This is a genomic window from Caballeronia hypogeia, assembly GCF_001544875.2.
Taxonomy (GTDB): Bacteria; Pseudomonadota; Gammaproteobacteria; order Burkholderiales; family Burkholderiaceae; genus Caballeronia; species Caballeronia hypogeia.
In genome coordinates this window covers 108648-121951 of the sequence record NZ_FCOA02000025.1, presented here as the reverse complement: position 1 = coordinate 121951, position 13304 = coordinate 108648, and the positions used below count along the sequence as shown (strand labels likewise).

The 13304-nt window shown below is 64.8% G+C and carries 12 protein-coding genes; 1 reads left to right on the top strand and 11 read right to left on the bottom strand.

The genetic code is table 11. The annotated features are described in order from the left end of the window. Positions 1-74 precede the first annotated feature (74 nt). Positions 75-707: a bifunctional 4-hydroxy-2-oxoglutarate aldolase/2-dehydro-3-deoxy-phosphogluconate aldolase gene (gene eda, locus AWB79_RS28500; protein ID WP_061170799.1), complete on the bottom strand. Its 633-nt coding sequence runs from the start codon at positions 705-707 to the stop codon at positions 75-77. An 88-nt stretch (positions 708-795) separates the two neighbouring features. Beyond that, a complete protein-coding gene (gene edd, locus AWB79_RS28495; RefSeq protein ID WP_061170798.1) occupies positions 796-2757 on the bottom strand; it encodes a phosphogluconate dehydratase in 1962 nt (653 codons plus the stop codon). A 309-nt stretch (positions 2758-3066) separates the two neighbouring features. Between edd and AWB79_RS28490 the strand changes: the two genes are divergently transcribed. Continuing rightward, complete coding sequence (locus AWB79_RS28490) at positions 3067-3906, top strand: MurR/RpiR family transcriptional regulator (protein WP_061170797.1); 840 nt, start codon at positions 3067-3069, stop codon at positions 3904-3906. A gap of 7 nt (positions 3907-3913) precedes the next feature. Here the strand turns inward: AWB79_RS28490 and AWB79_RS28485 are convergent, their stop codons facing one another. The 9 genes from AWB79_RS28485 to AWB79_RS28445 form a co-directional block, all read right to left on the bottom strand. Then, the gene (locus tag AWB79_RS28485; protein ID WP_061170796.1) at positions 3914-4330 is read right to left on the bottom strand and encodes a CopD family protein; all 417 of its coding nucleotides are present in this window, start codon (positions 4328-4330) and stop codon (positions 3914-3916) included. A 23-nt stretch (positions 4331-4353) separates the two neighbouring features. Continuing rightward, on the bottom strand, positions 4354-5625 hold the full coding sequence (locus AWB79_RS28480; RefSeq protein ID WP_061170795.1) for a glutamate-5-semialdehyde dehydrogenase: 1272 nt from the start codon (positions 5623-5625) through the stop codon (positions 4354-4356). 129 nt (positions 5626-5754) lie between these two features. Then, complete coding sequence (holA, locus tag AWB79_RS28475) at positions 5755-6831, bottom strand: DNA polymerase III subunit delta (protein ID WP_061170794.1); 1077 nt, start codon at positions 6829-6831, stop codon at positions 5755-5757. 19 nt (positions 6832-6850) lie between these two features. After that, complete coding sequence (locus tag AWB79_RS28470) at positions 6851-7402, bottom strand: LPS-assembly lipoprotein LptE (protein ID WP_061170810.1); 552 nt, start codon at positions 7400-7402, stop codon at positions 6851-6853. A 50-nt stretch (positions 7403-7452) separates the two neighbouring features. Continuing rightward, positions 7453-10047, bottom strand: a complete 2595-nt coding sequence (leuS, locus tag AWB79_RS28465) for a leucine--tRNA ligase (protein WP_061170793.1) — start codon at positions 10045-10047, stop codon at positions 7453-7455. A 293-nt stretch (positions 10048-10340) separates the two neighbouring features. After that, the gene (locus AWB79_RS28460; RefSeq protein WP_061170792.1) at positions 10341-10775 is read right to left on the bottom strand and encodes an ExbD/TolR family protein; all 435 of its coding nucleotides are present in this window, start codon (positions 10773-10775) and stop codon (positions 10341-10343) included. A 12-nt stretch (positions 10776-10787) separates the two neighbouring features. After that, positions 10788-11453 (bottom strand): MotA/TolQ/ExbB proton channel family protein, encoded by a 666-nt coding sequence (locus tag AWB79_RS28455; protein WP_061170791.1) that lies wholly within the window; start codon positions 11451-11453, stop codon positions 10788-10790. A gap of 5 nt (positions 11454-11458) precedes the next feature. Continuing rightward, positions 11459-12256, bottom strand: coding sequence for a 4-hydroxy-tetrahydrodipicolinate reductase (dapB, locus tag AWB79_RS28450; RefSeq protein WP_061170790.1), 798 nt, complete (start codon positions 12254-12256; stop codon positions 11459-11461). 144 nt (positions 12257-12400) lie between these two features. Next, on the bottom strand, positions 12401-13201 hold the full coding sequence (locus AWB79_RS28445; protein ID WP_061170789.1) for an outer membrane protein assembly factor BamE: 801 nt from the start codon (positions 13199-13201) through the stop codon (positions 12401-12403). Positions 13202-13304: the final 103 nt, after the last annotated feature.

Genomic DNA, 13304 nt, shown 5'->3' with positions numbered 1-13304 from the left:
ACTCAAACGCTCAGCTGCACTGCCCTTCCTCCCATGAGAGACGGCACCGCGCAAACCGAATTATTCAGGCCCGACTACTTATGCGGCGCCAGCTCGCTCGCGGCACGCGCGAGGCGCGTGACTTCTTCCCAGTTCTGCGCAGCGAGCGCGGCCTTCGGCGTCAGCCACGAACCGCCCACGCACACCACGTTCGGCTGCGCGAGGAAGTGGGTCGCGGTTTCAGCCGTGATGCCGCCCGTCGGACAGATTTTCAGGTTGGGGAACGGACCGTAGAACGCTTGCAGCATCGGAATGCCGCCCGCCTGCTGCGCCGGGAAGAACTTGACGATCTCGTAGCCCAGCTCCATCGCGGTGATGATGTCGGAGGGCGTCATCACGCCCGGCAGCAAGGGCAATCCCGCGTCCTGCGCGGCCTTGTGCATGTCCTTCGTCAGACCCGGCGAAACACCGAACTGCGCGCCGGCCTTCTTCGCCTGCTCGCAGTGCTCGGGCTTAGTGATCGTGCCCACGCCGACGACGATATCGTCCGCCAACTGGCTCGCGCGCTCGATCGCCGCGATGCCCGCCGGCGTGCGCAGCGTGATTTCCAGCACCTTCACGCCGCCCGCGTGCAGCGCGCGCGATACGTGCTCGCCCTGCTCGACCGTTTCGAAAGCCAGCACCGGAATCACCGGTCCCAGACGCACGATTTCGCTTACCGTTTTCATTTGATGCGACTCCTGTTTTGGGTGCGGCGCCCTTTTGGTTTGCGGGTCTGTCCGCGGATTTCTCTCAGGTTCCAGCTTTACGGCTCGTTCAGTGATGCGTGGCGTGCCCCTTGTTGAGCACCGATGCCGCCGCGCGCGCGTTGTCGCGCAACGCGTTGCGCTCGCGCGGCGCCGCTGCGCCGTCCGCCTGCGCCGCGCCGGCTGCGTCGGTCGGTTGCGCGCCGATCAGCGCGCCGAACACCGATGCGCCCTCTTCCGCAGGCAGCGCCGCGCTGCGGAACACGCCGAACAGCTCGCGCCCGAAGCCGGCTTCGTTCGCCTCCTGATGCAGCGGCGCTTCGACTTCGCGCGCGTCCCATTCTTTGGCGTCGATTTCGATGTCGAGCAGGCCCGCCGGCGCGTCGATCACGAGCATGTCGCCGGTACGCACCTTGCCGAGCGGGCCTTGCAGCAACGCCTCGGGCGACACGTGGATCACCGCCGGCACCTTGCCCGACGCGCCCGACATGCGCCCGTCGGTGACCAGCGCGACATGGAAGCCCTGATCCTGCAATACGCCCAGCAGCGGCGTCAGACGATGCAGTTCCGGCATGCCGTTCGCGCGCGCACCCTGAAAGCGCACCACCGCAACGAAATCGCGCTTCAGCTCGCCCTTGTCGAACGCTTCCTGCACTTCTTCCTGCGAATTGAAGACGATGGCAGGCGCCTTCACCACGCGATGTTCCGGCGCCACCGCCGAAATCTTGATGACGCCGCGTCCCAGCTTGCCCTGCATCAGCCGCAGACCGCCGTCCGGCTGGAACGGCTCGCCGATGCCGCGCAGCACCTTCGTGTCGTGACTTTCCGCGGCGCCGTCGACCCATTGCAGCTTGCCGTCGATGAGCTTCGGCTCCTTCGTGTAATGCGACAGCCCACGGCCGACGACCGTCTGCACATCCTCGTGCAGCAACCCGCCTGCGAGCAGATTGCGCACCAGGAACGCGACGCCGCCCGCCGCGTGGAAATGATTCACGTCGGCCTTGCCATTCGGATAAATCTTGGCGAGCAGCGGCACCGCTTGCGAGAGCTCGTCGAAATCGTTCCAGTCGATCACAATGCCCGCCGCGCGCGCGATCGCCACGAGGTGCAGCGTGTGATTGGTCGAGCCGCCCGTCGCGAGAAGCGCGACGATGCCGTTCACGATCGCCTTTTCGTCGACGACATGACCGATGGGCGTGTAATTGCCGCGCTCGAACGTGATATCGAGCACGCGGCGCGCGGCTTCGGCGGTCAGAGCGTCGCGCAGTTCGGTATGCGGATGCACGAAAGCCGCGCTCGGCAGGTGCAGGCCCATGACTTCCATCAACATCTGATTGCTGTTGGCCGTGCCGTAGAACGTGCAGGTGCCGTGGCCGTGGTACGCCGCCGCTTCGGCTTCGAGCAGCGCGCCGCGATCGCACTGGCCGGTCGCGAATTCCTGGCGCACCTTTGCTTTTTCGTCGTTGGTGAGGCCGCTCGTCATCGGGCCGGCGGGCACGAAAATGGTCGGCAGATGGCCGAACTGCAGCGCGCCGATGGCCAGCCCCGGCACGATCTTGTCGCACACGCCGAGACACAGCGCGGCGTCGAACATGTTGTGCGTGAGCGCGACCGCCGTGCTCATCGCGATGACCTCGCGCGAGAACAGCGACAGCTCCATGCCCGCGTTGCCCTGCGTGATGCCGTCGCACATGGCCGGCACGCCGCCCGCGAACTGCGCGATGCCGCCATGCTCGCGCGCCGCCTGCTTGATGATGTCCGGGAAGCTCTTATAAGGCGCATGCGCCGACAGCATCTCGTTATAAGACGAAACAATGCCGATGTTCGGCTCGCGCACCGCCTTGATCGCAAACTTTTCCTGGCCTTCGAGACCGGCGAAGCCGTGCGCCAGATTCGCGCAGGAAAGCGCGCCGCGCGCCGGAAACTTGCCATGAGCGGCGTCGATTCGTGCGAGGTAAGCCGCACGCGTCGGCTTGCTGCGCTCGATGATGCGGTCGGTGACTTGTTTGAGTTGCGAATGCGGGGAAACCATCGATGCTCCTTCGTCTCACTCCCGGCGCGCCTGCCGTCGAGGTTTGGGTTTGGATTGCGAGGAACGGCGGTTGGATCGCTCTGGATCGTTTTTGAGTCGTGTAGCCGTGTGCTGCGATGTTAGTAGAAAAACTACATGATTTCAACGTTCTTCCACGCGTTCTTTTTAAGCGCTCGCGTAGCTTATTCGCCCTAATTTAGTCGGTCCAAGGGATTTCCCTTAGATCGAGGCGATCTATCTTGTAGTATTTGTACAAGACCGATCATCGGCTATAGTCCCAAGCAATTTTCAGCATAGGCGAGATTTCCGATGTTGCTGTCCCAAGTCGAAGCAATGCGCGAGCAACTGCGTCCGTCCGAGCGCAAGCTGGCGGATTACGTGCTGGAGGCGCCGCGCGAGGTGCTCGACCTTTCGATGACCGATTTCGCCGCGCGCGCGGGCGTGAGCCAGCCGACCATCGCGCGATTCTGTCAGGCGCTCGGTTTCTCGGGATTTCGCGAATTCAAGATTCGCCTGGCGCAAGGCGTAGCAGCGGACGTTCCCACCGTGTATCGCGATGTGCGTACCGACGAGCCCGCCGCGGGCGTCGCCGCGAAGGTGCTCGACCGCACCATCGGCGCGTTGATCGCGGTGCGCAACAGCCTGTCGTCGGACAGCGTCGCGGCGGCGATCGCGATTCTCGCGGACGCCAGGCGTATCGAGTTCTATGGCGCGGGCGGCTCGGGCATCGTCGCGCTCGACATGCAGCACAAGTTCTTCAAGCTGGGCGTGCCTTCGGTGGCGTATTCGGACCCGCACACGTACACGACGTCGGCGGCGCTGCTCGGCGCGGGCGATGTGGTCGTGGCCATCTCGAACACGGGCCGCACGAAAGATATTCTCGATGCCTGCAAGTCCGCGCTGCACGGCGGCGCGAAAGTGATCGCCATCACGCACGGCAATTCGCCGCTCGCGCGCGCGGCGAGCGTCGGATTGTTTGCCAACGTGGATGAAGACACCGATATTTTTTCGCCAATGACGTCGCGCGTCTCGCATCTCGCGATCGGCGACATTCTGGCGGTGGGACTGGCTCTGGCGCGCGGGCCCGAACTGGCGGAGAAGCTGGCGGAAGCGAAAGACGTGCTGGAGAGCCGCAGAGTGGGAACGTGAGCCGCTTTTAAAACGGCTTGATGACAACCAGCAGCACGGCGCCGAGCAGCCCGAGCACCGGCAATTCATTGAACATGCGGTACCACTTGTGCGAGCGCTGGTTCTCGCCACGCTCGAAGGTCCGCAGCAGCACACCGCAATACACGTTGTAGGCAATGAGCAGCACAACGATACCGAGCTTCGCGTGCATCCAGCCCTGCCCCGCGCCGATACCCACCACGAGCCACAGCCACAACCCGCATGCGAGTGCGGGCACCGCGATGAAGGTCATGAAGCGAAACAGCTTGCGCGCCATCAGCAGCAGGCGCGCGGTGGCGGCGGGGTCCGTCTCCATTGCGAGGTTGACGAAAATGCGTGGCAGATAGAAAAGCCCCGCGAACCACGAGGCGATCAGCACGATATGCAGCGATTTGATCCAGAGCATCGTTCTTCTTTTGGCTTTTTCGCTTATTGACGCACTTCGCCGCGCCCGAGCACCACGTATTTGAGCGACGTCAGCCCTTCCAGACCTACCGGGCCGCGCGCGTGCAGCTTGTCGTTCGAAATGCCGATTTCCGCGCCGAGCCCGAACTCGAAGCCATCGGCGAAGCGCGTCGAGGCGTTCACCATCACGCTCGCCGAGTCCACTTCGCGCAGGAAACGCATGGCGCGGTCGTGGTCTTCGGTGACGATCGCGTCGGTGTGATGCGAACCGTACGTGTTGATATGGTCGATCGCCTCATCCAGCCCGCCGACGATCTTCACGGCCAGCACCGGCGCGAGATATTCCGTGCTCCAGTCCTCTTCGGTCGCGTCCACCAGCGAGCCGATCTGGGCCGCTTCTAGCACGGCGCGCGCTTCGGCGTCCACGCGCAGCTCGACGTCCTTCGCCTGATAGGCGCGCGCCAGTTGCGGCAAGGCCTCCTTCGCGATGCCGCGCGCGACGAGCAGCGTTTCCATCGTGTTGCAGGTGCCGTAGCGATGCGTCTTCGCGTTGTCGCAAATGACCGCCGCCTTCGAAAGATCCGCGCGGTCGTCCACGTAGACGTGGCAGATGCCGTCGAGATGCTTGATCATCGGCACGCGCGATTCTTCCATCAGCCGCGCGATCAGGCTCTTGCCGCCGCGCGGCACGATGACATCGACGAATTCGGTCATGGTGATGAGCTTGCCGACCGCCGCGCGGTCCGCCGTCTCGACGACCTGCACCGCGTCCTGCGGCAAGCCGGCCGCCGCAAGCCCGACGCCGATCAGCTTCGCGAGCGCCGTGTTGCACTCCAGCGCCTCGGAGCCGCCGCGCAGAATCGTGGCGTTGCCGGATTTGAGACAGAGCGCCGCGGCGTCGATGGTCACGTTCGGCCGCGATTCGTAAATGATGCCGATCACGCCCAGCGGCACGCGCATCTGTCCGACCTGAATGCCGCTCGGCATGAACCTGAGCCCGTTGATTTCACCGATCGGATCGGCCAGCGACGCGACCTGCCGCAGACCTTCGACCATCGTGTTCAAGGCTTTGTCCGAGAGCGTGAGACGGTCGATGAACGCCGCGTCGTGGCCCTTTTCGCGCGCGCGGGAGAGATCGCGCGCATTCGCCTGCTTGAGCGACTCGCGCTCGCGTTCGATGGCTTCCGCCACCGCGAACAGCGCCGCGTTCTTCGCCGCCGTCGAGGCCCGCGCCATCGCGCGCGAGGCCGCACGTGCGCGGCGACCGAGGTCGGTCATGTATTGGTCGATGTTCATCGTGAGTCTCTTCCGTGTGCCGCAGTGGTGTGCCGGTGCTGTGCCGCCATAGCCGCTCGAACGAGCCGAGGCGTCAAACATTCATTCTAAGCCGTCGCGGAAATCGCAACAGTGTGTGAAAAGCCGGGTCTAGCGACGCGGTCGTGGCGCTGGCTTGCCGCCTTGCGCAACCGCCATGGCCAACTCGAACATGCCGGCCCACGCGTCCGGCGGCGGCTCGCTGCCACGCTCGCCCGTGCTGCCCGACAAACCCTTCACCTGCCGATCGAGGCGCGCCGCGAGCGACAGCGCCTTCTCCAGCGCCTCGTCCGTCACGCGCGAGAGCGCCGGGCCGATGAGCCGTTCGCGCGGTCCCCAGACGCGGTTCTCCCGCAACAGCGTGGCGAGCGGCTTGCCCGCCGACACGCCGCGCTTGATGCGCAACAGCGTGCGAACCTCCTCGACCAGCGCCCACAACACGAGCACCGCCGCCTCGCCTTCACCCTTGAGCCCGTCGAGCATGCGCGCGAGGCGCCCGACGTCGCCGGTCAGCATGGCTTCGTTGAGCTTGAACACGTCGTAACGCGCGACATTCAGCACGGCGTCGTGGATCTGCTCGAAACTGAGCACGCCCTGTGGATACAGCAGCCCGAGCTTCTGGATTTCCTGATGCGCGGCGAGCAGGTTGCCTTCCACCCGTTCCGCGATGAACGACAGCGCGCGCCGCCCTTCCTCGCCCGGCTCCACGCGCTGGCCCTGCTGCGCGAGTCGCTGGTTGACCCACATCGGCAATTGCGCGCGCTCGATCGGATCGATCTTCAGCGCGACACCCGCACCGATCAAGGCCGTGAACCAGCCCGATTTCTGCGACGCGGCATCGAGACGCGGCAGCGTGACGAGCGTCAGGACGTCGGGATTGTCGGCGCCTGCGAGCGTCTTCAGCATTTCCGCGCCTTCCTTGCCGGGCTTGCCCGAGGGAATGCGCAACTCGATGAGCTGGCGGTCGCCGAAGAGCGACATGGACTGCGTCGCGCCGAGCAACGCGCTCCAGTCGAACGAGCGCTCGACCGTGAACACCGTGCGATCCGTGAAGCCGCCCGCGCGCGCCGCGGCCCGGATGCGGTCGCACGCTTCCTGCACGAGCAGATGCTCGTCACCATAGACGACGTACAGCCCTTTCAGACCTTTCGCGAGGTGCGCTTCGAGCGCGTCGAGCTTCAGTTGCATGATGCCGTGAGCGCGCGGATCAGAGCGGCGGAACCGGCAGCGGCGCGCGCGGCGTCACGCCCGGCGTCTGCTCGCCCGGCGCCGGATGCAGCGAGCGCACGGTCGCGAGCCGGCGGGTCAACTGGTCCACGGCGTCGTTGCGCATGTCGTTGTACAGCAGTGTCGATTCCTGCGACTTGGCGAGCGTGTACTGATCGCTGTAGGTCATCGACCGATTCAGCGCGATGGCGCTCGGCGGAATCAGCAAGGTGCCGTCCGCGCCCATCAGCGAGTAATTCAGGTTGTAGACGAGCTCATACTCCTGCACCACACCCTGGGCATTCAGGCTCAGCGTGCGCAGACCCTGCCCTTCGGACAGGTTGAGCGTGGCGTCCGGCTTTTCGAACGGTTTGACGATCACCGTGTCGCTGCCGCCCTGAACCATGCGTTCGAGGCGCGCGACCATCTGCGGCGTGCCGCCCGTGATCGCGAGCCGCTTGAACGCGTAGTCCTGCTGGCCGCGCAGCTGAAAGCCGCACGCGGACAGCGCCGCGGCGCCGCCCAGCAGCGCCAGGAACGAGCGCCTGCTCACGCCTTTTTCGACGGCTTTCCCGGTCACATCGACTCCCTTGGCTTTGCGCATCAAACGACCACGTTGACGAGACGTCCCGGCACCACGACCACCTTCTTGGGCGTGCGGCCTTCCGAGAACTTTTCGAACATCTCGTGTGCGATCGCGGCCTTTTCGATGGCTTCCCGCGAGGCATCCTTCGCGACCGTGATCGCGCCGCGCACCTTGCCGTTGATCTGCAACACGAGTTCGATCTCGGATTGCTCGAGCGCGGCTTCGTCGACCTTCGGCCAGGGCGCGTCGAGCAGCGGGCCGAACACGCCCTCGTAGCCGAGTTCCGACCACAACTGGAACGCAATGTGGGGCACGACCGGATAGAGCACGCGCAGGAGCACGCCAAAGGTCTCGTTCAACACGCCTTCGCTCGATGTCTTCGCGCTGTCGAGCGCGTTGAGCATCTTCATCGCGGCGGAAACGACCGTGTTGTATTGCAGGCGGCCGTAGTCGAAATCGGCTTGCTTGAGCACGGTGTAGATTTCGCGGCGCAGCGCCTTGTCCGCGTCGGTGATCTTCGATACATCGAGCTTCGCGTGATGACGCAAAGCCGTGGCGTTGTCGTGCGCGAAATGCCACACGCGGCGCAGGAAGCGGCTCGCGCCTTCCACGCCCGCGCCCGACCATTCGAGCGACTGCTCCGGTGGCGCCGCGAACATCACGAACAGACGCGCGGTGTCCGCGCCGTACTGGTCGATCAGCGTCTGCGGATCGACGCCGTTGTTCTTCGACTTCGACATCTTCTCGACGCCGCCGAGCACGACCGGCTGGCCGTCCGCGTTCAGCGTGGCGCCGGTCGGACGGCCCTTGTCGTCGTGCGTGACCGTAACTTCGAGCGGGTTGTACCAGGTCTTCTTGCCGGCCGCGTCCTCGCGATAGAAGGTCTCGTTGAGCACCATGCCCTGCGTGAGCAGGTTCTTCGCGGGCTCGCCGAACTTGATCAGGCCCATGTCGCGCATGACCTTGGTCCAGAAGCGCGAGTACAACAGGTGAAGAATCGCGTGCTCGATGCCGCCGATGTACTGGTCCATCGGCATCCAGTAATCGGTGCGCTCGTCGACCATGGTCGTGGCGTCCGGCGCGCTGTAGCGCGAGAAGTACCAGGACGAATCGACGAAAGTGTCCATCGTGTCGGTTTCGCGCTTCGCGGCCGCGCCGCACTTCGGACACGCGCAGTTCAGGAACGCTTCGGACTTCGCGAGCGGATTGCCCGAGCCGTCCGGCACGAGGTCTTCCGGCAGCACGACAGGCAGATCCTTTTCCGGCACCGGCACGTCGCCGCAGCTCGGGCAATGGATGATCGGAATCGGCGTGCCCCAGTAGCGCTGACGCGAAATGCCCCAGTCGCGCAGACGCCACGTGACCTGCTTGTCGCCGAGATCTTTCGCCTTCAGGTCGGCGGCGATCGCGTTGATCGCTTCTTCCGTGGTCATGCCGTCGTACTTGCCGCTGTTGATCAGGCGGCCAGCGGTCTTGTCGCCGTACCACTCTTCCCAGGCGTCGGTCGAATACGTCTTTCCTTCGACATCGATCACCTGATTGATCGGCAAGCTGTATTTCTTCGCGAACGCGAAGTCGCGCTCGTCGTGCGACGGCACGCCCATGACCGCGCCTTCGCCGTAGGACATCAGCACGTAATTGCCGATCCACACCTCGACCTGCGCGCCCGTCAGCGGATGCGTGACGAAGAACCCGGTGGGCACGCCCTTCTTTTCCATGGTCGCGACGTCCGCTTCCGCGACGCCGCCGCGCTTGCATTCGTCGATGAACGTCTGAAGGTCCGCGTTGTCGCGCGCGAGGCGCGTGGCGAGCGGATGCTCCGCCGCGACCGCCGCGAAAGTCACGCCCATGATGGTGTCGGCGCGCGTGGTGAACACGCGCAGGAGCTTCGCTTCGCCGTCGATTTCATACGGGAAGCCGAAATTCACGCCGAAGCTCTTGCCGATCCAGTTCTGCTGCATGATCTTGACGCGCTCGGGCCAGCCGAGGCCTTCGAGATCGTCGAGCAGTTGATCCGCGTAGTCGGTGATCCGCAGGTAGTACATCGGGATTTCGCGCTTTTCCACCAGCGCGCCCGAGCGCCAGCCGCGCCCGTCGATGACCTGCTCGTTCGCCAGCACGGTCTGGTCGACCGGGTCCCAGTTCACCGTGCCCGTCTTCTTGTACGCGATGCCCTTTTCCAGCATCTTGAGGAACAGCCACTGGTTCCACTTGTAGTAGTCCGGCGAGCAGGTGGCGACTTCGCGCGACCAGTCGATTGCGAGACCCATCGACTGCATCTGCTTCTTCATGTACGCGATGTTTTCGTACGTCCACTTCGCCGGCGGCACGTTGTTCGCCATTGCCGCGTTCTCGGCGGGCATGCCGAACGCGTCCCAGCCCATCGGCATGAGCGTGTTGTAGCCGTTCATGCGCAGATAACGGTACATCACGTCGTTGATGGTGTAGTTGCGCACGTGACCCATGTGCAGCTTGCCGGACGGATACGGCAGCATCGAGACGCAATAAAACTTGGGCTTGGCCGACGTCTCGGTCGTCCGGTAGACGTCGTTCGCGCGCCAGTTGCTCTGCGCGGCGGATTCGACGTCGGCGGGTACGTATTTATCGTGCATGGTTTGGTTTGGCTTTACGCAAATGCTGGGAACGGACCTCGGGACCGGCCGCTTTCGATTCAATGTGTGTCAGGCGGCGAGTCCAGGCGCCGCGGCATTGCTGACACGGCGCGGCGTCGGTTTTCGGGCCTGCTGGCTGCTGCACGGCCCGTAAAACGGGGAAATCGCGATTATACCGTCCCGTTTACCGGCGCTGGCGCGCGATGCCGGCTCTCGGAGGCAAGTTTGCGCATGCAGCGCCGGCGCCGCAATTCGGCCGTTCGACATAGGCCGAATCTGAGGCACGCCGGGCATCAGCGCGTTGGCTGAGCGGCGGCGACCGGTTGAGTCACGAAGCCGATGCGCTCGAGCCCCGCCTGCTGCGCCACGCCCATCACCTGCGCGATGACGTCATAGCGCGTCGCGCTCGATGCGCGCAGATGCAGTTCCGGCTTCTGCTCCCCCTTTGCGGCGTCGGCGAAACGCGTGCGCATCTGCTCGAAACTGACCGGGGCATCGTTCCAGAACAGCTTGCCGGCGTCGTCGATGGAAAGCGTGATGGTTTGCGGCGTCTCGCGCGCGGGCTGCGACGTGACTTTCGGCAGATCCAGCCGGATCGCGTGCGTGAAGAGCGGCGCTGTGATGATGAAGATGACGAGCAGCACGAGCATGACGTCGATGAGCGGCGTCATGTTGATTTCCGCCATGGGCGCGCCGTTCGTTTTCTTGTCGAGTCCGCCGAAGGCCATCGCCGTGCGCTCCTACTCGGCCTCGCCGCACACGAACGCGTGCAGATCGTGCGCGAAGCCGTCGAGTTCCTCGGAAATCTGCCGCACGTAGCGGCCGAGAATGTTGTACGCGAGCACCGCCGGAATCGCGACGACGAGCCCGAAGGCCGTCATGATGAGCGCCTCGCCCACCGGCCCCGCGACGTTTTCGATCATCGCCTGCCCGCTCGAAGCTATGCTGCCGAGTGCGTGATAGATGCCCCAGACGGTGCCGAGCAAGCCGACGAACGGCGCCGTGCTACCTACCGACGCGAGCAGAACCTGCCCGAATTCGAGCCTTCGTTGCGAACGCAGCAACGCCTGACGCAGCGCGCGCAGCACGCGTTCGCTGCGCTCGACGCGCGCGAGCAGCGCGCCCGGCATCTCGGCTTCGGAGGCGTGCCAGGCGGCTTCCGCCAGCGGCAGAAAGACGCGCTCGCGATCCGTGCGCCGCAACGCGCCGATGCCTTCCTTCAGATCCGGCGCCTGCCAGAACCGCTGCAGCGCGCGCGGCCCCTGCCACTTGGCGCGCGCGAGAATCCACGCCTTCACGAGCAGGAAGCACCAGCTCGCGAGCGACATCGCGAGCAGGAGGCCGGCGACCGCGTGCGTGACCGCATCGCCGGATTGCAGATAGTGGATGACGCCGGTTGCCGCCATGAAAATCAGCGCAGACCGAGTACGTCCTGCATGTCGAAATAGCCCTTGTCGTGCCCTTCGAGGAAACGCACCGCGCGCAGCGCGCCTTGTGCATACGACAAACGGCTCGCCGACTTGTGCGTGATTTCGATACGCTCGCCGATGCCCGCGAACAGCACCGTGTGATCGCCGACGATATCGCCGCCACGGATCGCCGAAAACCCGATGGTCGACGGATCGCGTTCGCCCGTCACGCCTTCGCGCGCGTACACGGCGCAGTCCTTCAGATTGCGCCCGAGCGCCTTCGCGATGACTTCGCCCATGCCAAGCGCGGTGCCCGAGGGCGCATCCACCTTGTGACGGTGATGCGCCTCGATGATCTCGATGTCGTAACCGGTCGCGAAATGCTTCGCCGCGAATTCCAGCAGCTTGAGCGTGACATTCACGCCGACGCTCATGTTCGGCGCGAACACAATGCCGATCTTCTCGCCGGCCCGCTTCAACTGCGCCTTCTGCTCGTCGGAGAAACCGGTCGTGCCGACGATCATCTTCACGTCATGGCGCAGCGCCGCTTCGAGATGCGCGATCGTGCCTTCGGGGCGCGTGAAGTCGATCAGGTAATCAGCGTCGGCGAACACTCGCTCGATGTCGTCGGTCAGCAGCACGCCCGTGGTCTTGCCGAGGAACGCGCCCGCGTCCTGCCCGAGCTGCGGCACGCCGGGCCGATCAAGCGCGCCGACGAGTTGCGCGTCGGGATCGTTGAGAACGGTTTCGATCAGCATCCGGCCCATGCGGCCCGATGCGCCGGCAATGGCGATCTTCATGGCAGTCTCGTGTTGAACCGCGCGCGGAACGCGCGATGAATGATGCGGGATTGCTTCGCGGGTTTGCTTAACCCCGGCCAGGCTGCTGAAGCGGCGCCGGATCGAAACGTCCGGCGCCGCTCAAGTCACGAACGGCTGACCTGCTTACTGACTTTGCTGCGGCAGATGGAACTGCGCCTGACCGCTCGCGTTGGCCGGCGCCGGCTGCGAACCCGCCGGGCCCACCGCGCTGCTGTCCGGAATGTTGATGGTCTGCGCGCGGCGCTGCAGTTGAATCTGCGAATTGCCGCCGGAATTGTTCGTGGAGCCCGGCGCGCCGCCCGAGCTCGTCGGCGCGCTGCTGTACGTGGACGAACGCTGACGCCCGGTCGGCATTTCGACCTGCGCGGTCGCGCGGTTCGCGGCCTGAGCGGCTTCCTGGTTGGCGTCGCCCGCGAAGGCGGCGGCCGCATTCGGCTGCGTGGACGGTTCGCCGACCGGCGCGGTCACCGCAGCGGTCGACGCCACTGCCGCGGACGCCGCCGCAGGCGCGGCAGGCTTCGCGACCTTGACGCCCTTGTCGCCGTCGATTTCCGCGAGCAGTTCCAGATTCGACGGCAGATTCTCGCCGCCCGACCAGCTCACGACGCGATCGCTCGCGAAGTTCACGACGAAGTCACGCTGCTGCACGACGGAAGTCGATCCGCGTTTGAAATAGAACACGTAGTCCCAGCGGTCCGCGTGGAACATGTCGGTAAGCAACGGCGTGCCGAGAAGCTGCTTCACCTGATCGCGCGACATGCCGACCTGCATCTGGCTCGCTGCTTCCTGCGAAACAAAGTTGCCCTGCACGACCGTGATCCGATACGGCGTGATGCTTTGAGCGATCTTCTGCGTGGCGCTGTCGTACGCCGAGCAGCCGGCAAGCAATGCGGCCAAGGTTGCTGCGATCACGATTCCCCGCATGCGACGGCTCTCCCTGCAATTCGATAAAGATTTTGGAAACATGTCACCTTTCACGCGATGCGCACCAAAGGCCGCGCTCTTTTCGTCCGATCCGCCCCGAAAC

Coding starts and splice junctions, on each gene's coding strand:
- dapB (WP_061170790.1), bottom strand. CDS start 12,256: ATGAAGATCGCCATTGCCGGCGCATCGGGCCGCATGGGCCGGATGCTG.
- holA (WP_061170794.1), bottom strand. CDS start 6,831: ATGCAACTGAAGCTCGACGCGCTCGAAGCGCACCTCGCGAAAGGTCTG.
- eda (WP_061170799.1), bottom strand. CDS start 707: ATGAAAACGGTAAGCGAAATCGTGCGTCTGGGACCGGTGATTCCGGTG.
- AWB79_RS28455 (WP_061170791.1), bottom strand. CDS start 11,453: ATGGCGGCAACCGGCGTCATCCACTATCTGCAATCCGGCGATGCGGTC.
- AWB79_RS28490 (WP_061170797.1), top strand. CDS start 3,067: ATGTTGCTGTCCCAAGTCGAAGCAATGCGCGAGCAACTGCGTCCGTCC.
- AWB79_RS28480 (WP_061170795.1), bottom strand. CDS start 5,625: ATGAACATCGACCAATACATGACCGACCTCGGTCGCCGCGCACGTGCG.
- AWB79_RS28460 (WP_061170792.1), bottom strand. CDS start 10,775: ATGGCCTTCGGCGGACTCGACAAGAAAACGAACGGCGCGCCCATGGCG.
- edd (WP_061170798.1), bottom strand. CDS start 2,757: ATGGTTTCCCCGCATTCGCAACTCAAACAAGTCACCGACCGCATCATC.
- leuS (WP_061170793.1), bottom strand. CDS start 10,047: ATGCACGATAAATACGTACCCGCCGACGTCGAATCCGCCGCGCAGAGC.
- AWB79_RS28445 (WP_061170789.1), bottom strand. CDS start 13,201: ATGCGGGGAATCGTGATCGCAGCAACCTTGGCCGCATTGCTTGCCGGC.
- AWB79_RS28485 (WP_061170796.1), bottom strand. CDS start 4,330: ATGCTCTGGATCAAATCGCTGCATATCGTGCTGATCGCCTCGTGGTTC.